Genomic DNA, 25,372 nt, shown 5'->3' with positions numbered 1-25,372 from the left:
CCATCAGTCCTTCAGTCGACGCGCGGCGATCGCGCGAAGCGTCCGGTAGCACAAGGCCGCGATGATCAGCGCGGCGAGCACGCCGCCGAGCAACAGCAGCAGCGGATGCGACGACAGTGCCCAGCGCAGATACTCCTGCGGCGACAGACGGCCCACGTAGTATGCGGTGCCGTTCGACGTGATGGTGACGGCGCGGCCATGGATCACGGCCATCGCGCCTTGAATCTTCGGCAGCACGTCGGCGTCGAGCAGCGCGGCGGACAGATCGGCATCCGACGGGCCGGCCGCGCTGATCAGCGCAACCGCGCTTCGGCCTCGCTGCAGCGGCGACTCGAAGCCGGTTAGCAGCGCCGCGCCGTTCGAGCTGACCATCGTCAGATCGGCACGCGCGGGCGTGCGCTCGACGCCGCGCTCGCCGTGCCACCAGTCCCGCAGCTTGAACACCAGGTCGGTGAGCTGGAACGTGTGCGCGGCGCCGTCGCTGGAGAACGGCATCGACTTCGACCAGCGCTGCAACAGCGGCTGCTTGCCAGGCGCGCCGAACACCAGCAGGTCCTTGTCGGCGAGGCGCTCGACGTCGGCCGCATGGGTGACGGTCACGCCGGAGACCGGATAGCCGGTCGATTCGCCCATCCGGCCCATCGTCAGCAGATACAGGCTGTAGTCGCTCGCGTCCGGGTCGTCCGGCAGCACGACGGCGGTCCCGGAGAGGTCCGCCATCCGCGTGAACGGAAAGCCGCTGTTGGCGAACGCGGCCAGATCGGGCAGCGCCATGTAGTGCGGGAACGACGACAGGTCGATCGTCGAGTTCGGATCGATCGCGCCGACCACGTTCTGCAGCAGGCGGCCCGCGCATTCGCCGGTGTTCGGGATGTCGTAGTAGAAGTGCAGCCGCAGCTGTATGCGCGGCGTCATCAGCAGCGGCGGGATGCGGATGTTGCGGCGCGCGTCGGCGGTGCCGTCGGGCATGATGAGGTTGAAGTAGCGGCTCAGGTCGAACACCGACGCAGGGCGCGCCGGAATCGGCAGCGCTTGCACGAAGCCGTTGTTCACGCTGATGTTCAGCGACGAGCGGTCGCGCGCCGGCCGCACCGTGTAGCGGTAGCGCAGATCGATCGGCACGCCGCGCGTGTGCCACATGAACAGATCGGGCGGCACCCGCATGTTGATGCGCACCGCGTCGGCGTCGTAGCCGAACACGGTCAGGTCTTTCGGATCGGCGAGCTCGCCGAAGCGCACCGCGCGGTCGGTCGGCAGCCAGTTCGGCGCGTCGTACGGCACGCGCGGCGTAATTTCGTTCAGCGACGTGATCGTGGCGCTCGCGCCGGACAGCGCGCTATGGCCGATCCCGAGCGACTTCGCGGCGGTCTTCAGCTCGGCCTCGTTGCGGCCGAGCACGAGCAGCAGCTTGCCGCGCGCGTTCGCGTCGCGCTCGACCACCGCGATGGTCGGCCCGGTGATCTCGGGAATCGTCACGCCGGCCGGATGCTGGTCGCTGGTCGCGAACACGACCGCGTTGCCCGACAGCGGCGCGTTGTCGAGCTGGGTGGGAAACACCGCGCCGCGGTAGCCGGCGAGCGAGCCGAACCACGACGCGACGATGCCGGCGGCTTCGAGCGTGCCGTTGCCCGGCTTCTGCGCGAGCACGAACGGCAGCTCGAGGCGGCGCACGTCGCGGCGGTCGAAAAACGGCTGCGGCAGCGCGGCCAGCTCCGCCTTCGTCGCGAGCGACGAGTAGGTCAGGTCGAGCGAGCTCGCGTTGCTGATCGTCGCCCACAGCGACGAGTTGGCGGGGTCTTCGCAGGCCGTCGTGTAGTGGCCGATCAGCTGCAGGTTCAGGTGGTTGAAGTCGGTGATGAAGCGCGGATCGATCGTGATCTCGCGCGCGACCAGCATGCCGGCCTGCTCGTGCGGCAGCGGCAGCGTCGCCGCGACTTCGCCGTTGACCAGCACCTTCAGCTGCGACAGGTTCGCCAACAGCGCGGGCGAATAACTGTAGATCAGATGCAGCGTCGCGCCGGTCACGACCTCGTCGCCGCGCACCGAGAACGCGATGCCGTTCTGTCCGTCGACGCCGCGCAATTGCAGCGGGTCGAGCGCGCCGAAGTCGGCGAACGTCAGCGTCTGGCGGCGGCCTCCGGGCACCAGCGTGCCGGGCTCGGCGGTGGTCGGCGTGCGCATGCCGAGCGCCTTCACCGACGCCGCCGCGAGCGCGGGCGTCGGCGTGGCGAGCTGGCCCGGGGCGATCGCGTTCGGATCGAACGGCACCGCCGCGCTCGGCGCGGGCACGTTGCCGACACCGGTCGCGACTTGCGGCGTTTGCGGCGCGCCGGCGGGTGCCGCCGCGTCCGACGCCGGTTTGGCCGCGGCGGCGGCAGGGGTGGCCGCTTCGGCGAGCGGCACGAACGACGCCAGCGCGGTCTGCAGCGCGAGCCAGCAGGCGACGCCGCGCATGATTCGCCGCGAGTGTCGCAAGCCGTGACAAGCAAACAGGCGCGATTGGGGTCCAATGCTGTTGCGCCCGTGTGCCGGGCGTTCGATATTGTCCGTGGCCATCCGGTAGCCCATAGATCAGTCTTTCGCTTTTAGCTTCTTGACGTCCGCGGGACGGCTTTTGATCGAACTGCGCAAGTCGTCGTACAGATGTTCGAACAGCCCCGCGATGCCGCGCACGCCGACCTTCAGCACGTGCGACAGACCGCGCAGCGGTGCGTCCGTCTCGCGTCCCTCGGCCCAGCCGGTCCACGCGTCCGCGCGGGCGAAGGTGGTTTTGACGAACTCGTACTCCTGTTCGCGCGACATCGACGAAAAGCGCAGCCCCACGCGGCCCGGCTCGGTAAAACTGACGGTGGCGGGGAACGCGTACTCCTCGTCGCCGCGGAACAGCGACACGGTCACGCGCTCCTGCGTCGGCACTTCGATGGTGCTGGGCAGCGCGACGCCGACGCCGCCTTCCGAGTAGTCGATCGTTTCGCACGCGAGCGTGCGGCCGGTCGAGAACTTCAGCATCACGGGCATCTTCATCGCGACGCGCGGCACCGCGCGGATCTGGCGGCGCTCGCTCGCGGCGGCCACGCTCGCGCCGAGGATCAGCATGTTGTAGCTGGTCCACGCGAGATTGAGCAGTGTGGTCTCGACGATGCTGCGCACGTGCCAGTTCATGTAGATGTGCACCAGACCCGCGAGGAAACCGAGCAGGTTCAGCAGCAGCAGGAACAGATACGGTCGCGAGATCGACCAGTCGAAGTAGCTCTTCTCGATCACGCCGCCCTTGGCCGTCACGTTGAACTTGCCGAGCTTCGGGTTGATCAGCGCGAGCAGCGTCGGCGCGGTGATGTACGACGCCAGCACCGACTCGTACACCTCGGCCCAGAACGAATGGCGGAACATGCGCTGCATCCGCGAGTTGGTGATGCTCGCGTGCATCATGTGCGGCAGCGCGTAGATCGCGATCGTGCTGGCCGCCGCCTCGATCACATGCGCGCCGAAGAACAGATACGACAGCGGCGCGGTCAGGAACACGAGACGCGGCACGCCGTAGAAGAAGTGCATCATCGCGTTCAGGTAACACAGCCGCTGGCCGATCTTCAGCCCCTTGCCGGTGAGCGGATTGTCGATGCGGAAGATCTGCGTCATGCCGCGCGCCCAGCGGATGCGCTGGCCGATGTGGCCCGACAAGCTTTCGGTCGCGAGGCCGGCGGCCTGCGGAATCGCCAGATACGCGGTGGTGTAGCCGAGGCGGTGCAGCTTCAGCGCGGTGTGCGCGTCCTCGGTGACGGTCTCCACCGCGATGCCGCCGATCTCGTCGACCATGCTCCGGCGCAGCAGCGCGCACGAGCCGCAGAAGAACGTCGCGTTCCACAGATCGTTGCCGTCCTGCACGAGGCCGTAGAACAGCTCGCCTTCGTTCGGCACCTTGCGGAAAGTGCCGAGGTTGCGCTCGAACGGGTCGGCGGAGAAGAAGTGGTGCGGCGTTTGCAGCATCGACAGCAGCTTGTCGCGCAGGAACCAGCCGAGGCCGATCTGCAGGAACGAGCGGGTCGGGATGTGATCGCAGTCGAAGATCGCGAGGTACTCGCCGCTCGTGATCTTCAGCGCCTCGTTGATGTTGCCGGCCTTCGCGTGGCGATTGTGCGTGCGGATCGTCCAGTTCACGCCGACTTCCTCGCAGAACGCCTTGAACTCGGCGCGGCGGCCGTCGTCGAGCACGTGGATCGACATCTTGTCGGCTGGGTAGTCGAGCGCGAGCGCCGCGTAGACGGTCGGCTTCACGACGGCGAGCGGCTCGTTGTAGGTCGGAATGAACACGTCGACGGTCGGCCATTCGTCGCGATTGGCGGGCAGCGGCATTGGTTTGCGCTTGAGCGGCCACGCGGTCTGGAAGTAGCCGAGCATCAGCACGATCGTCGCGTAGAGTTCGGCGGACACGAGCAGCAGACCCCAGGCGGCGTCGAGCGGATGCTCCCAGTAGGTCGTTTCGGTCAGCCGCCAGTACATGTAGCGGCCCGACGCGACGATCGACAGCATGATCATCACCATCGTCGCGTAGCGGCCGGGACGACGGCGAAACAGCAGCGCGAGCACGAAGCACAGGGTCGCGAAGGTCAACTGCTGATAGAACTCGAGCGGCACCGTGAACACGAAGTACAGCATGTACAGCGCGAGCATCGTGACGAGCCCGGTGACGATGCGGCTGTTCCAGAAGCTTGCGTCGATGAAGCGTTGGAAGCGCGACGGCTCGCCGCCCTCGGGCTCGCGCGAGGAGGGTGGACTGCTCATGCGACGTTCCTTGGCCGGGCGGCGATCGCGTCGAGCGCCGCCATGAGCCAGGCGGCGCATGCGCGGAAATCGGCGGCGGCCTGGCTCAGCGGATCGTAATGGATCAGCGTGGTGTCGCAGGCGAGCGCTTCGCTGACGCCTTCGTCGAGATGGATCACGCCGGGGAACACCTTGCCGGCGAGCATCTGACGCAGCACCTTCAGCACGTCCTTGGTCAACTGGCGGGATTGGTCGATCTGGTTGATCACGTAGCCGACGCCGCCGAAGTCCGCGCGCGGCGCCGCGTAGGTTTCGATCAGCCGCTCCATCTGCGGGATCGCCGCGTACGACGCGGCGTCGGCGAGCACGATGTTCAACGCGAAGGTGGCCGCGCTCAGCGCGGTTCGCACGTAGGTCGACGAGCCGGGCGGCGTATCGACGATCACGATGTCGGACGCATCGAGCCGCAGGTGCTGCAGCGACTGCGCGAGCCATTGCGGATGCTGGTCGATCTGCGCCTCGAGGCGGCGGCGGTCGTCCTCCAGCAGCGCGCCGTACGGCAGCACGGTCACGCCGTCGATACCGTCGAACATCACCGTTTGCCACGGGTTGCCCGAGAGAGTCGCGCGCGACAGGCCGTCGATGCTGTCGAGCGGCACGCCGAAGTGCAGCCGCAGGGCGTTCTGAGGATCGAGATCGAGTGCAATCACACGCCGGCCGCTGTTGGCGAGCACGGAGGCGAGATTGGCGGCGAGGGTGGTCTTGCCGACCCCCCCTTTGGCGGACACCACGGCAATGACTTTCATGAGCGACGCGGACCGTTGGTGAGCCACGAGGCGAAGCCGCCGCGCGCGGTGCCGGCGGGTGCTTGCGTGCCTTGGGCGGACGTGCCGCGCAGACGGTCGAACACCGAGTTCAGCGACGCGGCCGCGGCCGCTTGCGGCGGCGCGCTCGGGGTTTGCGCTGCAAACATCTTGCCGAGGATCGACGGCGGTTGGGCCGGTTGCGCGGGTTGGGCCGTATAGGTCGGTTGCGGCGCTGGTGGCGGTGGCATCGACGATGCCGGTGCCGTGCTCGCGCTGCCATGAGCGAGCGCGGCGGGGCGTGTCCTGCCTGGCGCGACAGGCGCAATCGTTTGCGCGGCCGCCTCGTCGAGTTCGTCGGCCGTGCGGAAGCGTGACGCGCCGCTCGGCGCCGCGGGCTGGGCTGCGGCCACAGGTACCGGTGGAATGTCACGCCGGTGCGGGCGCGTGAACAGCGGTGCCTTCGCGCGCGTCACGGATGCCATGTCCTTCGGTGTCGTGTCCTCGTGGACGGCGGCCCGTGGCGCCACGGTTATAGGCGGCTGTGGTTTCGCGTCGCGAAGCTGGCCGATTGCCGGAATGGCCGGTTGCGTCAGATCGAGCGTCACGAGCAGCGGCCAACGAGTGCGCGCGGTGCGCGCGTCGTTCTCGCGGCCGATCTCCTGGTACGCGTTGGCGTCGCCGCCAAATTGCTCGAACAGTTTTTCGATGTCGCTCGATGAACTCATGATGCCGTCGTCTGTTACATACCGTGCATGGCCCCAAACCGACTGCTCGGGGTGCTGTTTATTTGAACTGCCTTCCCTGATCCTGCGTGGCGGCTGTATCGCCGTCGCACGCTCGTTCGCACGTATGCGTGCAGCACCCGCTGGTGCTCAGGCGGGGTGACGGCCGAGGCGGAATTCGAGCGAGCTGTCCTCGCCGAACGCGCTCGTCTGCACGACCGACAAACCCTGCGCGCCCAACGCGCTCAACCACGTCTGATAGGCGCCTTCGAGAAATGCCGGCGTCCAGGCGAGCGCCGATTCGCCGAAGGCGGGCAGCGGCGCGCAATAGTGAATGATGCGCAGCGACTCCGCCTCATCGGCGAGCGCGACGTAACCCCAATCCATCTGATGCCAGTAAGAATTCAACACCTGCTCGAGCTCGGCCGTCGATGCGCAGGCGGGCAGCGGATACGCGAGCGCGAAACGGCTGCCGACGCGATGCATCAGCTGGCGCAGCTCGTCGTGTCCGATTTGCGCTTCGAACTCGCTCGCCAGCGCGCTCAGCATGCCGCGCCATTGCGGCGAGATTTGGCGTTCGAGCAGATAGTTGAGGATTGGGACCATGTTTTCCGGAAGTGGTCGCGGCCCGTTGCACATTGCGGACGTGACAGCCATTGAGCATTGGAGTCGTCGGCAATCAGGCGCCGACTACGTCATTTCTACCGGGTTGTCTAGGGTGTCCGGCACACATTGCAAGCAGTCTACTTAAGACACAGGCTTTTAGCCACTTTCCATTGCTCGGCTTATACGGTAATAAGCGCGCAATCGAGCCACATGAATTGCGTAATTTTTGCTGCTTAAAAGAAATTGAAAGGTTAATCTTCGCCTGGCGTGCGAAAAGGCTTGCGGAACCATAGGTGTATTAGCCGGCAATCCGGCCTGCTTTGAGCTTTAGTCTTTTAATCATGCATTAGGCGGATGGTGAGTCGCGCGAAAGATCGGCGCGGCGTCGTTCGGCACGCAGGCGCCGAATTTATACGTCGTGTTACGTTAGCCATAAATGTTTATCGAACGTTTGCCGATAACTACTGGCGGAGTGACCGGAAACCCTGATCAACCATCTATGTCTGCCATCCCGACGCAGCACCTGCCCGAGCCAAGCATGCGTGAGCGCTTTCACCGGCGCTCGCTCGACCATCAGCGGCCGCTTTCCCTCGTGACGATGGGCTTCACGGTGGTTGCGTTCCTGTGCATGGTAACGGCGCGCGAACTGGTCGGCGCACCGGCCGGGCCGCTCGCGTACCGGCTGCTATGCGCGCTCCTGCTCGCGCTGCTGGTGCTGGCGATCCCGCGCGCGAAGTCGACGGCGCTGTTCGGCGCGATCGGCGTCGCGTACGAACTGGTGCTGATCGCCGGGCTCGTGCTGAATGCGAAGGGCCTCGCGCATCCGTTGCCGTGGCTATTGCCCGCATTCGTGGTGATACCGATCTGCGCGGCGCCGCTATGGCTTACGCCCGCGCATTTCGTCACCGGCAGCGTGGTCTTCTACGCGGCGGCCATCGCGCTGCTGCGCGGCAAAGCTCATGCGCCCGAGGTCGACGCGGCCGTGTGGACGTGGGTCATCGCGATCGGTGCGCCGACGGCGGTGGTATTCCATTTCGGCTTCTACCGTTTCCGGCGCAATCACTTTCTGCTCGAGAGCCAGCTCGCGCAACTCGCGGCGACCGATCCGCTGACCGGCCTGCAAAATCGTCGCTCGTTCGTCAAGCACGCGGAGGGACGCCTCGAGACGCTGGCGCCAGGGGCGCAGATCTGCGCGATCTTTCTCGACATCGACAGCTTCAAGTCGCTCAACGACCGCTTCGGTCATGCGGTCGGCGACCATGCGCTGTTCCAGGTCGCGCAGGTGCTGAAGGACGCGGTTGCGCTCTACCCAAGCGTGAGCCGCGTCGGCGGCGAGGAATTCGCGCTGCTGCTCGACGATGATCTCACCGGCGCGCTGCAGATCGCCGAGCGGCTGCGTCTCGACATCGCCGCGATCGAACGGCCGGACGGCCATCTGACCGCGAGCTTCGGCGTCGCCGAGCATCGGCGCGGCGAAAGCTTCATGATGCTGCTCGATCGCGCGGACGAAGCGTTATTGCGCGCGAAGCAGACGGGGCGCAACCGTGTCTGCGCGGAGCGCGCGCTGCCGTTCGACGCGCTGCAGTCATCGTTCGGCGATCCGAGCGCCGACCCGGCGCGCTACCGCTGGGAAGACTTCTATCTGATCTCGCACTTTCAGCCGCTCTACAGCCTATCGCATCAGAAGCAGGTCGGCTTCGAGGCGCTGCTGCGCGGAGAGCATGACGACGGCACGCTGGTGCCGCCGGTCGTGATGTTCGCGCCGAAGCCGTCGAGCGACGAAGGCGCGCTCGACCGCGCGAGCCACGCGGTGCATCTCGGCAACGCGCGTCGCGCGCTGCCCGGCGACGCGTGGCTGTTCCTGAACATCCTGCCGTCCACCTTCGTCGCCGAAGGCTACGCCGACCAGTTGACGAAGATCGTGCGCGCCGCAGGGCTCGAACCCGAGCGCGTGATTCTGGAGATTCTCGAATCGCATGGCGGCAGCGTCGATGAGATGTCGCGCGCGGCGGCGCGCTATCGCCAGCACGGCTTCCTGATCGCAGTCGACGACTTCGGCGCGGGCCAGTCGAATCTCGACCGGCTGCTGCGGATCCGGCCGGACCTCGTCAAGCTCGACGGCGAGCTGATCCGCGCGACCACGTACGGCACGCAGCAGCCGATCCTGCCGAAACTCGTGTCGCTGCTGCACCAGGCGGGGATGCTGGTGGTCGTCGAAGGCGTCGAGACGGCCGACGAGCTGATTCTCGCGGTCGAGTCGAATGTCGATTTCGCGCAGGGCTATCTGCTAGGGCGGCCCGCGGCAGAGATCGCGCCGCCCGACTCGGTGCATCGCCAGATCGACGATGCGTTCGACGTGATCGCGCAGGGCCGTGCGCATCAGCATGCGTTGTTCGAATCCGAAATGGAGCCGTACCGGCTCGAACTGCGGCGCGCGGCCGACGGCTTGCGCGCCGGCGCCATGATGGACGACGCGTTCGCGCTGCTCGCCACCTTCAAGCGTTGCATCAGCTGTTTCATCCTCGACGACACCGGCCGCCAGATCGGTCACGAGGTGCGCGGGCCGGCGTGGTGCGAGGACGCGGCGTCGCTGCAGCCGGTCGCGAATCCGCGCGATGCGCGCTGGGATCATCGGCCGTACTTCCGCAATGCGGTGCTGCTGCCCGGCGAGGCGGTCACCAGTAATCCTTATCTGTCGCTCGCGAGCGGGCGGCCGTGCATCGCAGTGACACTTGCCGTGCAGCTGGCGAGCGGGCGCTGTGTGATGGGGGTCGAGCTGGATTGGTCGGCGCGAGGCTTGCCTTGGCCGGCGGGCGAGTAGGGGAAGTGAAAGGCTTTCGCTTCAATACCCGCCTTTGACCTGCGGCGCGCTCGCCGCCAGGTTCTTGTACGACGCGGCGAGGTCCGCGGCCGCGCGGCTCAGCAAGCCGGTGTCCGTGCCGACCGCGACGAAGGTCGCGCCCGCCGCCAGATATTCGGCCGCCAGCGCGGGATCAGGGGCGAGCACGCCCGCAGCCTTGCCAGCGGTGCGCACGGTGTCGATGCCGTGGCGAATCGCGTCGCGCACGCGCGCGTCGCCCGGCTTGCCGAGCAATCCCATCGACGCGCTCAGATCCGACGGCCCGAAAAACACGCCATCGACGCCATCCACATGCGCGATCTCCACGAGATTGTCGAGGCTCTGCACGGTCTCCGCCTGCACGATCACGCACAGTTCGTCGGCGGCGGTGTCCAGATAGTCGGGCACGCGATTCCAGCGCGACGCACGCGCGAGCGCGCTGCCGACGCCGCGAATGCCTTGTGGCGGATAACGCGTGGCCGCGACCGCATCGAGCGCTTGCGCGGCCGTGTCGATCATTGGCAGCAGCAGCGTTTGCGCGCCGATGTCGAGCAACTGCTTGATCAGCGCGGCGTCGCTGCGTACCGGCCGCACGACCGGATGCGACGGATACGCGGCGACCGCCTGCAATTGCGACAGCGTGCTGCGTACGTCGTTCGGTGCGTGCTCGTTGTCGATCAGTAGCCAGTCGAAGCCGGCGGTGGCGAGCAGCTCGGTCACGTAGGCGTCGGCGAGCGCGGCCCACAGGCCGAACTGCGGTCTGCCTTCGGCGAGCGCGCGCTTGAAGGGGTTGTTCGGCAAGGACATATTGATGCGTTCAGATGAAATTCAAACCGATGCCGCCGAGCGGGCCATAGTCGATGTGGAACGTGTCGCCCGCGCGGGCGGGAACCGGGCTCGTGAACGAGCCGCTCAGGATCACGTCGCCCGCATTCAACGATTCGTCATGCGGAGCAATTTTGTTGGCGAGCCACGCGACGCCGGTGGCCGGATGGTTGAGCACCGCCGCCGCGAGCCCGCTTTCCTCGACCGCGCCGTTCTTGTACAGCAGCGCGCCGACCCAGCGCAGGTCGACGTCGAGCGGACGCACCGGCCGGCCGCCGAGCACGACGCCCGCGTTCGCGGCGAAGTCGGAGATCGTGTCATGGACCTTGCGCGGCGCGCGTGTTTCGCGATCGAACTGCTCGATGCGCGCGTCGATGATTTCGACGGCCGGGCTCACGTACGCGGTCGCGTCGAGCACAGCGAACAGTGTGACGCCGGGGCCCTTCAGCGGTTTGTTCAGCACGAACGCGAGTTCCACTTCGACGCGCGGCGCGATGAAGCGATCCACGCGAATGTCCTGGCCACTTTCGATGAACATGCTGTCGAGCAGGGGCGCATAGTCCGGTTCGTCGATCTGCGACGAGCGCTGCATCGCGCGCGACGTCAGGCCGATCTTCCTGCCCTTGATTACGTGGCCTTCGGCGAGTTTCAGCTTGACCCACTCGCGTTGTATCGCGTAGCCGTCCTGTACGGTCATCTCTGGATACTGCGCGGAAAAATGGCGCAGCTGCGTGCGGGTCTTTTCCGCGTGATCGAGTTGCGCGGCGAGGTCGCGAATGGTTTGTTCGTCTAGCATGCTGATGTCAGCCCTTGAACCGCGCGTGCAGATTGTTGTGCTTCCAGGTGCCCGCTTCGCTGAACTCGTTGATTTCGAGCGACAACGCGAGCCCCTGCCGTTCGAACTCAGTGGCGAAGCGCTGCTTGATCAGCGCGAACAGCGCGTCGCCGGTCGCCTTCTTGACGGCCTCCGGGCGGCCCGCGCCGATCTTCAGATTCGCGTGCAGGAACGCGGCGTCGGGCCGCCCATCGGCGATGCAGTACTGGTCGCAGCGCAGCGCGCGCACGCGGATGCCGCCGAGCGGATAGACGCGCTCGCCGTTATCGCGCTGCGCGTCGAGGCACTGCGCGAGGTCTTTGCATAGTTCGCCGAGGCGTTGCGCGTCCGCGAGGTTGGCGCTGTATTCGAGTGTCAAGTGAGGCATGGCGATTCCTTCGCGAGTGTCAGACGGGTAGCGGCGTGACCGGGAAGATCGCGTTGATCTGGCCGGTGCCCGAACTGCCGAAATAAGGCGTGACGACTTCGACCTTGCCGTCGTAACGATCCCAGCCGAGCGCACCGAGCAGCATCGCGGTATCGTGCATGCCGCCTTCGCCCCAACATTTCTCGTTGTAGAGCGGCAGCATGTCGCAGAAGGTCTTCCAGTCGCCGGCTTCCCACATGCGCACCACGCTGCAATCCATCTGTTCGAGGAACGGGCTCCACACTTTGTGCATGAACTGCTCGGCGGTGCCGTTGTTCGCGAAGTGATGCGACAGCGAGCCGCTCGCGAGAATGGCCACGGTACCGTCGTAGCGTTCTTCGATGGCCTTGCGTACCGCGAGGCCGAAACGCGCGCTGGTCGCGAGGTCGTGCCACATGCACCAGCCCGCCACCGACACCGCCTTGAAGTGCTGATCGCCGTTCATATAGCGCATCGGCACCAGCGTGCCGTATTCGAGCTCGAGTGTGGTCTCGCTGTGCGCGCGGCTTTTCACGCCCATTTCGTTGGCGATGTCCGCGATCAGCTGACCAAGCCCGACATTGCCCGGATACGCGTACGGCATGTTCCTGATGAAATGCGGCAGCTCGTTGCTCGTGTACACGCCTTCGAACTTCGGCGCGCAATTGATGTGGTATTCGCTATTCACTAGCCAGTGCACGTCGAACACGACGATCGTATCGACGCCAAGTTCGCGGCAGCGTCGGCCGATTTCATGGTGTCCGTCGATCGCGGCCTGACGGCAACCCTTGTGCGGACCGTCGAGCTCGGATAAATACAACGACGGCACATGTGTAACTTTTGCTGCCAACGCGAGTTTGCCCATCGCGGTCTCCAGTGTCGAGCGGAGTTAGAGCGTCAGCTCTTACTCCGGTCCCATGCTTTAGCAATTTCGTTGGACGTCGCGATCAAATGCCCCAGCGCGGAATATGATGCGAGCCGAGCGACACGCAGACGTTCTTCGGTTCGAGGAACACTTCATAACTCCACGTCCCGCCTTCACGGCCGACACCCGACGCCTTCGTGCCGCCGAACGGCTGGCGCAGATCGCGCACGTTCTGGCTGTTCACGAAGCACATGCCGGCTTCGACGGCGGCCGCCACGCGCAACGCGCGGCCCGTGTTCTCGGTCCAGATATAGCTCGACAGACCATACGAAATATCGTTGGCGAGACGGATCGCCTCGGCTTCATCGTCGAACGGAATCAGGCACGCGACCGGTCCGAAGATCTCTTCCTGCGCGATGCGCATACGGTTGTCGACGTCGACGAACACGGTCGGCGTGACGAAATTGCCGTGACGCAAGGCGTCGGGCAACTCGGGCGTATCGAGCCCGCCGCACGCAAGCGTGGCACCTTCCTTCGGGCCGAGCTCGATATAGCTGCGCACTTTGGCGAGATGCCCCTGGCTGATCATCGGGCCGACGATCGTGCTGTCCGCGAGCGGATCGCCAACCGTCAGACGCTTCGCGCGCTCGACGAAGCGCTCGGCAAACCGCGCGTAAATGGAGCGCTGCACGAGAATGCGCGAGCCCGCGGTGCAGCGCTCGCCATTGTTCGAGAAGATCATGAACACCGCGGCATCGAGCGCGCGTTCGAAGTCGGCGTCGTCGAAGATCACGAACGGCGACTTGCCGCCAAGCTCCATCGAGAACTTCTTCAGGCCTGCGGTTTGCACGATGCGATTGCCGGTCGCGGTCGACCCGGTAAACGACACCGCGCGCACGTCGCGATGCGCAACGAGTGGCTCGCCCGCTTCCTTGCCATAGCCGTGCACGACGTTCAGCACGCCCGCCGGGACGCCCGCTTCGAGCGCGAGCTTGCCGAGCATCGAGGCGCTCAGCGGCGACAGCTCGCTCATCTTCAGCACAGCGGTGTTGCCGAACGCGAGGCAGGGCGCCACCTTCCAGGTGGCCGTCATGAACGGCACGTTCCACGGCGAGATTAGCGCGCACACGCCGACCGGATGAAACAGCGTGTAGTTCAGATGCGAGTCGGTCGGGTACGTGTGGCCGTCTACGCGCGTGCACATCTCGGCGAAATAGCTGAAGTTGTCGGCCGCGCGCGGCACCAGTTGCTTGCGCGTCTGCGAGATCGTCTGGCCGGTGTCCTTCGTTTCGGTCTCCGAGATTTCCGGCACGTGCTTCGTGATCAGCTCGCCGAGTTTGCGAATCAGCTTCGCGCGTTCCGCGGCGGGTTTCGCGGCCCAGGCGGGGAAGGCGCCTTTGGCCGCTTGCACGGCCGCATCGATCTCCTTCGCGCCGCCGCGTGCGACCTCGGCGAGCACTTCCTGGGTGGCCGGATTGACGGTTTCGAAATAGTCGCTCGAGGTGCACGCCTCGCCGTTGATCAGATGGTCGATCGGCATTGCCTTGTCCTTTCGCTGTTCGGTGGGTTTTTGCTGTCGATCAGGTGCGGCCGAAGTCCGCGTCCGAGGCGATCGTGTTGACGAGACGGCCGAGGCCGTCGATTTCGCAGACGACTTCGTCGCCCGTGTTGACGTTGACGATGCCTTCGGGCGTGCCGGTCAGGATCACGTCGCCGGGCGCGAGCGTCATGAAGCCGCTCAGGTATTCGATCAGTGCGCGGATGTCCGTGACGAGATCGCGCGTATTGCCGCATTGCTGACGCGTGCCGTTGACGAACGTGCGCAGCTCGAGCTGCGTGACGTCGGCGATGTCGGTGGCGTCGACGAACCAGGGGCCGAGCACCGTGCCGCCGTCGCGATTCTTCACGCGCAGATTCGGGCGATAGTAGTTTTCGAGGTAGTCGCGAATCGCGTAGTCGTTCGCGATCATGTAGCCCGCCACGTGCTGCATGGCGTCTTCACGCGCGACGTTTTGCGCCGTTCGCCCGATCACGACCGCGAGCTCGCACTCGTAGTGCATGAACGTGACATCGGCGGGGCGACGCGTGACGCCGCGATGGCCGAGCACCGTGCCGGGCCCCTTCAGAAACACCAGCGGTTCTTCCTGTTTGCTGAACTGCAATTCCTTCGCGTGCTCGGCGTAGTTCAGGCCGAGCGCGAAGATCGTGCCGACTTCGATCGGCGCAAGCCAGACCACTTCGTCCTCGCGACGCACGCGGCCGTCGGCGAGGCGCACACCCTGCTCGTGCGGATACGCTTCGTGAATCGCTCCCGCATAGGCGACGCGGCCGCGCATCATGATGGTTCTCCGTTGTGTTGATCCATGCCGATGAACGATATGGTCAAGGGCGGCAGCGTGCCGATCGACAGCGTGGCCGTATCGCCGACATGTGCGACCGGCGAGCCGTGCCGGACGCCGAGCGTGAGCACGTCGCCCGCGTTCAGCGTCATGAAATCGGTGACGTCGGCGAGCAATTGCGCGACGTTGCGCACCGAGGTTGCGGTGCTTGCCGTGAACGGTTCGGCTCGGTTCAGCGAGACGGCGATGTCGAGCCGATCCGGCGCCGCGACGTGGCGCGCGGCGACGAGCGCCGGTCCGATCACGCAGAAGCCGTCGCATGCGCGCAGTCGCACGTTCGGGCGATACACGTTGGTATGCGGCACGCTCAGATCGCCGACCAGCGTATAGCCGGCGATGTAGTCCGCCGCGCGCTCGACGCCGACGCGCGTCGCGGTACGGCCGATCACGATGCCGAGTGACGCGCCGACCTCGACGCCGAGCGTGTTATCCGGCACGACCACGCGCGCCCGATGCCCGGCCAGCGTGTTGCGCGGCTTCAGATACAGAATCGGCGCTTTCGGCGGTGCCTTGTACGGTGCCGCATGCACTGCGTCGCCCAGCGCGTTCAAGGCGCCGCGATCGTTCAGCAGGGCGCCGTACACGACGCCGCTGACCGGCGCGCGACACGCAACGCCGCGTGCCAGCAACGCGGCCGCGGTGTGCGCGTCCACGTCGCGAGGCAGCGCGTCGCCTTCGGGATGCAGCAGATGATCGGCAAGGGCAAACATAAATGCGCAGCCTCGTGGCGAAAGTTTTGCGAAAACACTAAGATGTTAGTAGTATCCCGCTTGATATCATCGACGGTCAATAGGCTGCCGGATGATCGCGGGTTTTCCCGTAAGCTTCGACAGCTGTTTTTTCTGATTCCTTGCCGCCATGTCCGCTGCGTCCACCCGAGTTTTGCACCGCAATTTGCCGATGCTGTTGTTACGCGCCCGCGAAAAAATGATGGAGCGTTTTCGTCCGTTGATCACCGCGCATGGACTCACCGAGCAGCAATGGCGAGTGATTCGCGCGCTCAACGAGCACGGCCCGATGGAGCCGCGCCACATCTCCGACATCTGCACGATTTCGAGCCCGAGCATGGCCGGCGTGCTCGCGCGCATGGAGAGCATGGAACTCGTGACGAAAGAACGTTTCGCGGAGGATCAGCGGCGCGTGCTCGTGTCGCTGACCGATACGAGCGTCGAACTGGTGCGCGTGATTTCGAAGGATCTCGAGGCGCACTATCGCGAGCTCGAGCGCAAGGTGGGACCGGAGATCGTCGAGCGCGTGTATCGCGCGGTCGACGATCTGTTGGCGGGGTTGTCGGAAGAGGATGAGTGACCGACGTTTCGCGGCAGGTTTGGGGCTATCTATTCTCTCAGGAGACGCTTCACTTCATCGAGAAATGAGGCGGTCGTGTGGCCCCACGGTTCGGGATCAACGTAGAGGCCATAGATTTCCTCAAAATATCTGTCCAGGTTGGCGGAATGGTCGCTTGCAAAACGATCGATTTCATCCACGACTAACTTATGAAGGGTCTTGTCGCTCTCTTTTTTGAAGCACGTGACAATTTCCTGTACGTCATTGCCCCATAAATCGAAATCTTCATTGAAATAGCCATGAATCAGAAAATCCAGATTCGGGTAAGGTGATTCGTCTTTCACAGTAAGCTCATGGCATCAGGTAGGCGGTCAGGACGTAGTATGGCATGCCGTTATATTCCTTCCGGATCAAGAACATGTGAACCTTGCTCAGATTCACCATCTCCCCCGTCTTGCGAATGACCCCGTACCCTACCTGCCTACCTGCATCGCCCGTCAGTTCCAGTCGTATGGAACCGGTATGAGATTGCGCCCACGTCGTTATCCGGGCCGCGTTGTCCTGTATGACCTTGGAAATCGCCCACTCTGCCGTTTGTAGATCAGTGAACGATGAAACAACCCGGCGCTTTGTATTCCTGTGGAGATTCCACGCTAACGGCGGGATTCACGTCCGTCTATGGGCGATGGATGATTTTGGCAGAAGCCGTTGGTTCTCCTTGAGTGTGCCGAGTGCGCCGGGAGTGTTTTGAAGCCGCCGACCTACCAGCCGTAAAATCGCTGCCATTCGACGCTGCTGCCGTCCGGCGCAACCGCGTGATACTCGGGGAACTGCGCGCCGGTCGCACAAGCGTGGTTCGGCAGAATGCGCAGTTTCATACCGATCGGAAAGCGCTGCGCGATGTCTTCGGTCCGTGCATCGGCTCGCGCATCGGCCGGAACCGCCGCAAGAATCCCATGCTCCTGATTGGCGCCGCTCACGACATAGTCCGGCAGCAACGTGCCATTGAGCAAACACGGCTGCCCATAGCCGAAATCGTGCGACTGCCGCGACGTACCGCGATCACGGCTTAACGCCATCCAGCCCGCGTCGAGAATCGCCCAGCCTTTGTCTTCCTGATGACCGATCACGGTCGTGAGTACGCTAAGCGCGATGTCGTCGAGCGTGCAAACGCCCACGTTGTGCATGACCAGATCGAACAGCACGTAGACGCCGGCCCGCACCTCGGTGACGCCTTCGAGATGCCGCGCGGCGAGCGCGGTCGGCGTCGAACCGATGCTGACGGCCGGACACGCGATGCCCGCCTCGCGCAACCGTTCGGCGGCGCGCACGCAGCCCGCGCGCTCCTGCTCCGCGAGCGCGGCGAGCGCCTCAGGCGTATTCAACTCGTAGCTCGAACCCGCATGGGTCATCACGCCGCCGACCTTCACGCCGTTCTCGTGCAGAATCCGCCCGACGTCGAGCAGCGTCTGCTGTTCGGGCTGGATGCCCGAGCGATGTCCGTCCGTATCGACCTCGATCCAGACCTCGAACGTTTCGCCGTGCTGGTCGCCGAACGCGGCGATCGCCGTGGCGGCGGTCGGATTGTCGACCACGAGCTTCAGTTCGCAGCCCTGGCGGCGCAGCGCGAGCGCGCGCGGCAGCTTCGACGGAACCATGCTGACGGCGTACAGGATGTCGTCGACGCCGGCCGCGAAGAACGCTTCCGCTTCCTTCAGCGTCGACACCGTAATGCCGCGTGCGCCGGCGGCGATCTGCGCGCGTACGACGTCGATGCACTTGGTGGTCTTCACGTGCGGCCGGAACGCGACGCCGAGCGCATTCATCAGCCCCTGCATCCGCGCGATGTTCTTCTGCATCCGCGCGACGTCGATCAGCGCGGCCGGGGTTTCGATCTGTTCGAGTTTCATGTTTGCACCTGAGGAGCGAGGTGAGGTTGGAGATTCAGTGACGACGATCGCGGCCAAAGCCTGCGAGCCACGGCACCAGCCCATCGAGCGATGCCGCTTCGACCTCGGGCGCCTGCGCTCCCGTGACGAGCGGCAGGCCGACGTGGTTGTGCCAGTAGGTCCGCAAACCGACGGCCGCGGTGCCGAACATGTCGTAGCTCGAGCCGGCGACGAACGCGGCGCGGCGCGGCTCGACGCCGAGCTTGTCGAGCGCGAGGCGGTACGGTTGCGGGGCCGGCTTGTAGACGCCGGCTTCCTCGGCGGTCACGATCGCGTCCCAGCGCACGGGCAAGAGCGCGGCCGCCTGCGAGCCGAGCCGCGTCGAGCAATTGGTGACGACCGCGAGCTTGCAGTGCGGCGCGAGCGCGTGCAACGCACCGAGCGCGCCGGGCCACGGCGTCAGGTTCAGCCAGTTCGCCTCGAGCGCGTTCGCGGCCGATTCGGACAAACCGACTTGCGTGGCGGCCTCGCGCACCAGTTGTTCGTAGGGAACGTAGCGGCCGCAGCCGTATGTCAGACGCAGATAGGCGGCACGCCATGCGCGGCCCGCTTCGTCGGAGCCTGCCGCACGGTTCCATGAGGTCCACGAGTCGAGCAGGGCGGTTAGCAGGTCGAACAGGACCGCGTCGGGGTAGGCGGGGGTGTCGGTGGAATGGGCGGCGGCAGTCATGATTGCATGGGGCCGGCTGTTGAGGATGAGTCAATTATAGGTTTTCGATAGTACTTCAGCGTTCAGACAGGTTGACTGTTAGATTCAGATGGACTGAATCACCGCCGCCACGGTGGCAACGGCCTGAAGCGGCCTTGCAGATACTGCATGAAATGGCGCGTGCGCGCGGGCAGTCCCGCCCGCTGATGCGTGAGCGCGATCACGTTCGCGTCCGGCGCTTTCCAGCCCGGCAGCAGACGCACGAGTTTGCCCTTCGCAAGATCCTCGGCGACGTCCCATTCGGAGCGCAGAATCACGCCGCGTCCCTCGCAGGCCCATTGGCGGATCACGTCACCGTCGTTGCAACTCAGATGCGCGGACACGCGCACGCTGCGGCGCGTGCGGCCCTTGCTGAATGGCCACAGTGATACGTCCTCATTGTTTTCGCGCAGCACGATGCACGGCAGCCGGCTCAACGCATCCGGCGATTCGGGCTGGCCGATTCGCCTGACGAGCGCGGGCGCCGCGCAGACGAAGCGCGCGTTCGGCGCGATCGTATAGCCGACCAGGTTCGACGGCGGCAGCTCGCCGATATGCACGACGATATCGAAGCGATCGAGCGTTTCGGTCAACGGCCGGTCGGACAGCGTCAGCGCGACGTCGATGTCGGGGTTCTGCTGCTGGAACTCGCCGATCAGCGGCGCCAGATGGCGTCGTCCGAAACCGAGCGGCGCGTTGATCTTCAGCGTGCCGACGAGGCCGCCGCGGCGCGTTTGCAGATCGTCGAACAGCGCGTCGAACTGCTCGATCAGTTCGGCGCCGCGCTCGCACAGCAGCAGGCCTTCGTCGGTGAATTGCAGGCGGCGCGCGCTGCGGTTCACGAGCTGCATGCCGAGCTTCTTTTCGAGTTGCTGCAGGCGCTGCGTGACCGCCGACGGCGACAGCGCGAGTCGGCGCGCGGCGGCGATCAGGCTGCCGCTCGCGCGCAGCGTGAGCAGGAAGCGGATATCGGCCGAATCGTTCATGGATGCGAGCTGGGTGCAATGGCGGGAGCGGGGAATCTCGCAGCATAATGCGTCCGGATCGATCACAGGGTAAAGTGGCGCTTCCAGTCTATTGATCCAATCATTGGAAGAGAAGTCCCATGCCGTTGCCTCATGAGTCGTCCGCGTACGACGCCACGCCCAATACTCCGCTGAAACAGGCGGTTTTTCTGCACACGGGCTGGCGCAGCGCGGGCACGTGGGTGTGGTCGCGGCTGCGCGAACACGAGCGCGCGGCCGGTTTTTACGAGCCGCTCAGCAATGTGCTCGCCGATCTCAAACCCGCCGACGTGCCCGCCTCGCGGCCGACCTTGACCTCGGGGCACCCGCCGCTCGCCGCACCCTACTTCGACGAATACCGCCCGTTTTTGCGCGAAGATACGCGCGGCGTGGCGGGTTACGACCGGCGCTTCAGCATCGATCGCTTTACGCGCGATCCCGATGCGACATTCCCGTCACTGCAGGCCTATCTGCGTGCGCTGGGCGAGCACACGATCGAGCAGGGCCGCGTGCCCGTCTTCAAGTTTTGCCGCACGGGCGGTCGTCTGCCGTGGCTGAAGCGCGCGTTTGCCGAGGCGCTGCACGTGGGCGTGCTGCGCAATCCCGCATCGCAGTTCGCATCGGGTTGGATGCTGCGGCAGCAGTGGAGCAATGCATTCTTTGTCGCCGCGCCGTTTCGCGTGCTCGGTCTGAATCAGATGGACCCGCTGGTGCGCGAAGCCATCGGCGTGTGCGGCGTACGCCTGCCGCCGCTACCGTCGATGCCCGATGACGCGTATGCCGTCGCCTGCGAGCAATTCGCGCGCACGGTGGACAGCGACAACGCGTATCGCGCGTTCATTGCGTTGTGGATCCTCTGCGCGCTGCGCATGGGCGCGGGCGTCGATTTGCTGATCGATATGGAGCGGCTCGGCGAGTCGCGCGACTACGCGGCCGGTCTGCGCGCCGCGTTCGACGCGCAATGCGGCTTGTCGCCCGACTTCACGAGCGCGCGCGATCTGGTCGAGGAAACGCGCCGCGGCGCGGCGCGTATGACGGGCATCGACGGCGGCGCGTTGCGCGCCGTGCATTCCGCCGCGCTTAAATTCCTGAAGGCGCAGGCGGGCATCGACGCGGCCTTCGTCGAGGCGGTGCGCCAGAAGATGGTGCTGGCCAACGAGTTGACCGAAACATGGCGCTAGCCGTGCGAGGCCAGCGCCGCGCGGCGCATTCCCGTGGCTAGCCCGCCGCCGATACCGCCGCGCGCAGCCCGAGCAGATAGCTGTCCACGCCGAAGCCGCAAATCTGTCCTTTGACGATCTCCGCGAACACCGACTGATGCCGGAACGCTTCGCGCGGTCCGCGGCTTTGGCGTAGGTCTTCAGGCGCATCGTCGGTACCGCGAGCGAGCCGAACGTGCCCGCGCCGGCGACGGCGATCCGGGTGCGGTTCATGAGCGGGTTCCCTGAAAGTCCTGATCAAGACGCGTTAAAGGGCAAGCGGGCTCAAGCAGCGGCCTTTTTCGCGTCGGCCATGCTCTGCGCGCGCATTGCGTCGTAGCTGAGCTTGTCGAGCGGCACGACGTTCTTTTCGCCGAGGTCGCCAAGCCGCACACGGAAGTTCTCACGCGCGCTCCATGCGGCGATCGCGCAGACGATCGTGATGGCGAACGTGATCGCGCCGATCGTCAGCGGCACGTTGTGCGATCCCGGCGGCGCGACGTAGGCGAACAGCGCCGGCAGCAGCGCGGTGATCGTCGTGCCGATGTTCTGGCCGATCGCCATCGCGGAGACGCGCGAACGGGTCGGGAACAGTTCCGGGTAGAAGCTCGGGAAGATCGCGTTGTAGCCTTGATAGATGACGCCCCACATCAGGATCGACACCACCATCGCAAGCGGCACGTTGTGGATGCTGATCGCGTACAGATACGCGAAAGAAAGCAGCCCTGCGCCGAGAGCGCCGACGATGATCGGCAGACGCCGCCCGATCCGGTCGGACAGATTGCCCACGTACGGAATCACCAGCACCGCGACGATGTTGCCGATCACCGGAATCCACAGATACAGGCTCTTCGAAAAGCCGATGCCGTACGACGGCTGCACCGCGTACGCCGCGCCGAAGATCGTCGCGACGACCGGGATCACGTTCATCAGCGAGCACAGCACGACGCGCAGCATGTCGCCCCAGTTGTACTTGAATGCTTCGACGATCGGCGAGCGCGGCACGCCGCCGCTCGCGTCCTCCTTCTCGAACGCGGGCGTTTCCTCGACTTCGCGGCGGATGATGTACCCGGCGATCAGCACGACCGCGCTGAGCAGGAACGGAATGCGCCAGCCCCACGCATTGAACGAGGCGTCGTTCATGAAATAGGCGAGCGGCAGGAAGATCGCGGCGGCCAGAATCTGGCCGGCCTGCACGCCTTGCAGCGTGAAGCTCGCGTAAAAGCCGCGTCGCCCGAATGGCGCGTGTTCGAGGATCATCGAACTGGCGCCCGAGATTTCACCAGCGACCGCGAAACCCTGGATCAGTCGCAGCACGACGAGCAGCACCGGCGCGAGAAAGCCGACGCGCTGATAGGTCGGCAGCAGACCGACCGCCATCGTCGACAGACCCATCAGGAACATGCAGACGAGCAGTACATTCTTGCGCCCGTGTGTATCGCCCCAGTGCCCGAGCACGACCGCGCCGATCGGCCGCGCGACGTAGCCGACGCCGTAGGTTGCGAGCGATGCGACGATCGCGATCTTGGGATTACCGGAAGGGAAGAACAGCTGAGGAAAGATCAGGGCGGCGGCCTGCGCATAGATGAAGAAATCGTAGTACTCGAGTGCCGAGCCGATCCAGCCGCTGGCGGTAGCCTTGCGCGCCTGCGAGCTATGCCCGCTGCTTGCCGATGCGTTCGTTTGCATGACGTCTCCTGAATGGGAAATGTTTTTGTCAGCTTCTACGGCTGAATCATTGGCGCCTTTAAACGGGCGCCGCGCAAGCCAGGATTTTCCTGGTCTCGTTGCCGCGGTGCGGCACAACGGGATGGATCGACGCGTGTCACGAGCTGGCGCGGCGCACTCCGGGTTAACCACGGCCTGAGTGCGCCGGGCATTGCATTCAAACCGGCTTCAAGCGACTGCCCCTTGCCGCACTGTTTCGCGGCCGCGACGACCGCTTCGGGGTCTGGCGCCTGAGCGGGCCGCATGGCGAAAGGAGCGTGAAGGTGACGGGCACGGTCGCGTCGAATCTGAGCGACATCGTCGTGCAGTGGGCGAAGGAGGGATACGGGAGTGTGGGCGGTGACGGCCGAGCGCTTGTCGTCGTCGGCGCGGATTCAGGTGTGCATCGAGTTTCTCAGGGAGCAACTGACGCACGGACCGTGTGCACGGGTGACGCGCGGCGTGGGCGGACTCTGAGCTGCGCCTGCCAGGATCCGGTGCTCACACGCTTGCGCTTTTACACGCTCGAAGCCGTATCCTCTTCCGCCTCGTCCAGCTCGCTACGCTGAACCGTCGTTACGGAGTCGGGAACGACCGTGGTGGCCGTGACGGGCCGCGGATCTTCGATGCTGTAACGCAGGCGCCAGCCTTCGCGATAGAAACGCAGTTGCCGGTATCGCATCAGATAGACAAGTCCGACGAGCGCGGCGCCGAAGCCCGATGCAGCGCCGACGCCGAGCGCCCAGCGCGGCCCGAAACGGTCGGCGACCCAGCCGACCACCGGCGCGCCGAGCGGTGTGCCGCCGAGCGCGATCGCGAGCAGGATCGCGATCACGCGGCCGCGCATGGCCGGTTCGGTGGTCAGTTGCACGAGGCTATTGGTCGAGGTGGTGAAGGTCTGCGTCGACACGCCGATCGCGATCAGCACGATGCCGAACAGCACGTAGTTCGGCATCAGCGCAGCCGCCGTGCAGCCGACGCCGAACATCGCGCCGGCGCCGAGCAGCAGCCCCATGGTGGGCCGCGCGCGGCGCGCGGCCAGCAGAGCGCCGGTGACCGAGCCAATCGCCATCGTCGAGCTGAGCACGCCGTACTCGCCCGCGCCTGCACGGAACGCGGTGACGGACATCGTCGAGATGAAGATCGGGAAGTTCAGGCCGAAGGTGCCGATCAGGAACAGCATCAGGAGCGCCGCCTTCAGATCGGGGCGTGTCCAGACATATTTGAAGCCTTCGACGAAGCTGCCGCGCGAGCGCACATTGCGTGGCTTGATATGTAACTGGTCCAGCCGCAGCATGCGCAGTGCACCGAGCACGGCGACGAACGAAAGCGCGTTGATCAGAAACACCCAGCCACTGCCCACCGACGCGATCAACAGACCCGCGACCGCTGGCCCGAGCATGCGCGCGGCATTGAACGACGTGGAGTTCAGCGCGACGGCATTCGCGAGATCGCGTTCGCCGACGAGGTCGGATACGAAGGTTTGGCGTGCGGGGGAATCGAACGCGGTCACGCAGCCGAGCAGGCCCGCGAATACGTAGACCTGCCATAGCTGCACGAGCCCCGTGACCGTGAGCAGACCGAGCGCGAGCGCCAGCGTACCCATTGCCGCCTGGGTCGCGAACAGCAGCTTGCGGCGGTCGAAGTGATCGGCCGCGTAGCCGGTGAGCGGCAGCAACAGCATCTGCGGTCCGAACTGCAGCGACATCACGATGCCCACCGCCGTCGCGTTGTGATGCGTAAGCTCGGTGAGCACGAGCCAGTCCTGCGCCGTGCGCTGCATCCATGTGCCGATGTTCGAGACGATCGCGCCGCTCGCCCAGACACGATAGTTGAATATGCGCAGCGAACGGAACGTGGTGCTCACGGCAGGGGTTTCCTCAACGCGGGGTGGGGCGCATGCGGGTAGCGGCCCGCTTCAATTCAGGCTTTCAGCGCGCGAACGTTCGAGCAGATCGAGCACTTCCCGCGTCGTGCCGGTTTCGCCGAGGCGCGGGAAGATGCGCGTGATGCTGTTGCCGTGCGCGTCGGCGTTCAGATCGGTCATCGCGTCGACGACGAGCGTGACGTTCAGGCCCGCCTCGCTCGCGAAGCGCGCGGTCGATTCGACGCCGATGCTGGTCGCGATACCGACGAGCACCACTTGCGTGACGCCTTGCTGTTGCAGATACGCGGCCAGGTCCGTGTTCGTGAAGGCGCCCCACGTGCGCTTCGTGACCAGATGGTCCGACGGCTGCTGCTTCAGTTCGGGCAGAAGGTCGGCGAAGCCGGGCGGGAAGTCGGCGGAGTGGCGACCCTGGTCGGTGCGGCCCGGTGCGCCGGCGGTGACGTTCACGAGCACGACGGGCAGGCCGTGGCGGCGGAACGCATCGAGCAGCGTAACCGAGCGTTCGACGATTTCGCGGGCCGGATGGGGGGCGGTGGGCAGCGCGACGATGCCGCGCTGCAGGTCGACGACGACCAGTGCGGTTTTGGCGTCGAGAGTCGTGAGTGCCATG

General features: G+C 65.4%; 23 protein-coding genes and 2 pseudogenes. 4 read left to right on the top strand and 21 right to left on the bottom strand.

Going from position 1 to position 25,372, the window contains the following annotated elements:
* Positions 1–3 precede the first annotated feature (3 nt).
* The 5 genes from bcsB to bcsD all read right to left on the bottom strand — a co-directional run bounded on the left by bcsB (position 4) and on the right by bcsD (position 6,892).
* The gene (gene bcsB / locus OKW35_RS44415) at positions 4–2,568 is read right to left on the bottom strand and encodes a cellulose biosynthesis cyclic di-GMP-binding regulatory protein BcsB (RefSeq protein ID WP_429555372.1); all 2,565 of its coding nucleotides are present in this window, start codon (positions 2,566–2,568) and stop codon (positions 4–6) included.
* A gap of 3 nt (positions 2,569–2,571) precedes the next feature.
* On the bottom strand, positions 2,572–4,779 hold the full coding sequence (gene bcsA / locus OKW35_RS44410) for a UDP-forming cellulose synthase catalytic subunit (RefSeq protein WP_429555371.1): 2,208 nt from the start codon (positions 4,777–4,779) through the stop codon (positions 2,572–2,574).
* The gene (gene bcsQ, locus OKW35_RS44405) at positions 4,776–5,564 is read right to left on the bottom strand and encodes a cellulose biosynthesis protein BcsQ (protein WP_090806355.1); all 789 of its coding nucleotides are present in this window, start codon (positions 5,562–5,564) and stop codon (positions 4,776–4,778) included. The genes bcsA and bcsQ overlap by 4 nt, the downstream gene beginning before the upstream one ends.
* Positions 5,561–6,289 (bottom strand): cellulose biosynthesis protein BcsP, encoded by a 729-nt coding sequence (gene bcsP / locus OKW35_RS44400; protein WP_429555370.1) that lies wholly within the window; start codon positions 6,287–6,289, stop codon positions 5,561–5,563. Before bcsP ends, bcsQ begins: the two co-directional genes overlap by 4 nt.
* Before the next feature lie 147 nt (positions 6,290–6,436).
* Positions 6,437–6,892, bottom strand: coding sequence for a cellulose biosynthesis protein BcsD (gene bcsD, locus OKW35_RS44395; RefSeq protein ID WP_090806351.1), 456 nt, complete (start codon positions 6,890–6,892; stop codon positions 6,437–6,439).
* Between the two features lie 499 nt (positions 6,893–7,391).
* Between bcsD and OKW35_RS44390 the strand changes: the two genes are divergently transcribed.
* On the top strand, positions 7,392–9,713 hold the full coding sequence (locus tag OKW35_RS44390) for a bifunctional diguanylate cyclase/phosphodiesterase (protein WP_184065245.1): 2,322 nt from the start codon (positions 7,392–7,394) through the stop codon (positions 9,711–9,713).
* A 21-nt stretch (positions 9,714–9,734) separates the two neighbouring features.
* Here OKW35_RS44390 and hpaI read toward each other — a convergent pair whose 3' ends face one another.
* The 7 genes from hpaI to OKW35_RS44355 form a co-directional block, all read right to left on the bottom strand.
* Positions 9,735–10,538, bottom strand: coding sequence for a 4-hydroxy-2-oxoheptanedioate aldolase (gene hpaI, locus OKW35_RS44385; RefSeq protein WP_184065242.1), 804 nt, complete (start codon positions 10,536–10,538; stop codon positions 9,735–9,737).
* A 10-nt stretch (positions 10,539–10,548) separates the two neighbouring features.
* Entirely contained in the window at positions 10,549–11,352 is an 804-nt protein-coding gene (gene hpaH / locus OKW35_RS44380) for a 2-oxo-hept-4-ene-1,7-dioate hydratase (RefSeq protein WP_429365258.1), read from the bottom strand.
* 7 nt (positions 11,353–11,359) lie between these two features.
* Positions 11,360–11,758: a 5-carboxymethyl-2-hydroxymuconate Delta-isomerase gene (locus OKW35_RS44375; protein ID WP_090806343.1), complete on the bottom strand. Its 399-nt coding sequence runs from the start codon at positions 11,756–11,758 to the stop codon at positions 11,360–11,362.
* Positions 11,759–11,777: 19 nt separating this feature from the next.
* Positions 11,778–12,641 carry a 3,4-dihydroxyphenylacetate 2,3-dioxygenase gene (gene hpaD, locus OKW35_RS44370; protein ID WP_184065233.1) on the bottom strand — a complete coding sequence of 288 codons (864 nt, stop codon included), beginning with the start codon at positions 12,639–12,641 and terminating at the stop codon, positions 11,778–11,780.
* Positions 12,642–12,723: 82 nt separating this feature from the next.
* Positions 12,724–14,181 (bottom strand): 5-carboxymethyl-2-hydroxymuconate semialdehyde dehydrogenase, encoded by a 1,458-nt coding sequence (gene hpaE / locus OKW35_RS44365; protein WP_429555369.1) that lies wholly within the window; start codon positions 14,179–14,181, stop codon positions 12,724–12,726.
* 40 nt (positions 14,182–14,221) lie between these two features.
* Positions 14,222–14,980, bottom strand: coding sequence for a fumarylacetoacetate hydrolase family protein (locus tag OKW35_RS44360; RefSeq protein WP_429555368.1), 759 nt, complete (start codon positions 14,978–14,980; stop codon positions 14,222–14,224).
* On the bottom strand, positions 14,977–15,750 hold the full coding sequence (locus OKW35_RS44355; protein ID WP_429555367.1) for a fumarylacetoacetate hydrolase family protein: 774 nt from the start codon (positions 15,748–15,750) through the stop codon (positions 14,977–14,979). The genes OKW35_RS44360 and OKW35_RS44355 overlap by 4 nt, the downstream gene beginning before the upstream one ends.
* 190 nt (positions 15,751–15,940) lie before the next feature.
* On the opposite strand from OKW35_RS44355, the gene hpaR reads away from it, so the two are divergent.
* Positions 15,941–16,348, top strand: coding sequence for a homoprotocatechuate degradation operon regulator HpaR (gene hpaR / locus OKW35_RS44350; RefSeq protein ID WP_018424961.1), 408 nt, complete (start codon positions 15,941–15,943; stop codon positions 16,346–16,348).
* A gap of 29 nt (positions 16,349–16,377) precedes the next feature.
* On the opposite strand, the gene OKW35_RS44345 is transcribed toward hpaR, so the two are convergent.
* The 5 genes from OKW35_RS44345 to OKW35_RS44325 form a co-directional block, all read right to left on the bottom strand.
* Complete coding sequence (locus OKW35_RS44345; RefSeq protein WP_429555366.1) at positions 16,378–16,671, bottom strand: contact-dependent growth inhibition system immunity protein; 294 nt, start codon at positions 16,669–16,671, stop codon at positions 16,378–16,380.
* A 7-nt stretch (positions 16,672–16,678) separates the two neighbouring features.
* Positions 16,679–16,993, bottom strand: coding sequence for an RNase A-like domain-containing protein (locus OKW35_RS44340; RefSeq protein ID WP_429334619.1), 315 nt, complete (start codon positions 16,991–16,993; stop codon positions 16,679–16,681).
* A 95-nt stretch (positions 16,994–17,088) separates the two neighbouring features.
* Complete coding sequence (locus tag OKW35_RS44335; protein WP_429555365.1) at positions 17,089–18,237, bottom strand: DSD1 family PLP-dependent enzyme; 1,149 nt, start codon at positions 18,235–18,237, stop codon at positions 17,089–17,091.
* Positions 18,238–18,271: 34 nt separating this feature from the next.
* The gene (locus OKW35_RS44330) at positions 18,272–18,946 is read right to left on the bottom strand and encodes an HAD-IA family hydrolase (protein ID WP_429555364.1); all 675 of its coding nucleotides are present in this window, start codon (positions 18,944–18,946) and stop codon (positions 18,272–18,274) included.
* Positions 18,947–19,044: 98 nt separating this feature from the next.
* Positions 19,045–19,950: a LysR substrate-binding domain-containing protein gene (locus OKW35_RS44325; RefSeq protein WP_184065174.1), complete on the bottom strand. Its 906-nt coding sequence runs from the start codon at positions 19,948–19,950 to the stop codon at positions 19,045–19,047.
* Between the two features lie 119 nt (positions 19,951–20,069).
* On the opposite strand from OKW35_RS44325, the gene OKW35_RS44320 reads away from it, so the two are divergent.
* Entirely contained in the window at positions 20,070–21,149 is a 1,080-nt protein-coding gene (locus OKW35_RS44320; RefSeq protein WP_429555363.1) for a hypothetical protein, read from the top strand.
* Between the two features lie 37 nt (positions 21,150–21,186).
* Here the strand turns inward: OKW35_RS44320 and OKW35_RS44315 are convergent.
* Together OKW35_RS44315 and OKW35_RS44310 are read right to left on the bottom strand one after the other, a co-directional pair.
* Positions 21,187–21,303, bottom strand: a pseudogene (locus OKW35_RS44315) (type II 3-dehydroquinate dehydratase); the annotation flags it as partial.
* A 149-nt stretch (positions 21,304–21,452) separates the two neighbouring features.
* Positions 21,453–22,856: an MFS transporter gene (locus tag OKW35_RS44310; RefSeq protein WP_429555362.1), complete on the bottom strand. Its 1,404-nt coding sequence runs from the start codon at positions 22,854–22,856 to the stop codon at positions 21,453–21,455.
* A gap of 230 nt (positions 22,857–23,086) precedes the next feature.
* Here OKW35_RS44310 and OKW35_RS44305 point away from each other — a divergent pair.
* Positions 23,087–23,351, top strand: a pseudogene (locus tag OKW35_RS44305) (LysR family transcriptional regulator); the annotation flags it as partial.
* Between the two features lie 40 nt (positions 23,352–23,391).
* Here the strand turns inward: OKW35_RS44305 and OKW35_RS44300 are convergent.
* On the bottom strand, positions 23,392–24,741 hold the full coding sequence (locus OKW35_RS44300) for an MFS transporter (RefSeq protein WP_429493704.1): 1,350 nt from the start codon (positions 24,739–24,741) through the stop codon (positions 23,392–23,394).
* A gap of 51 nt (positions 24,742–24,792) precedes the next feature.
* Positions 24,793–25,371, bottom strand: a complete 579-nt coding sequence (locus tag OKW35_RS44295) for an isochorismatase family protein (protein WP_429403379.1) — start codon at positions 25,369–25,371, stop codon at positions 24,793–24,795.
* Position 25,372: the final 1 nt, after the last annotated feature.

Origin of the sequence: Paraburkholderia sp. MM5477-R1 (assembly GCF_050436385.1) — a bacterium.
Taxonomy (GTDB): domain Bacteria; phylum Pseudomonadota; class Gammaproteobacteria; order Burkholderiales; family Burkholderiaceae; genus Paraburkholderia; species Paraburkholderia tuberum.
This window is presented reverse-complemented; position numbering and strand designations above follow the sequence as displayed.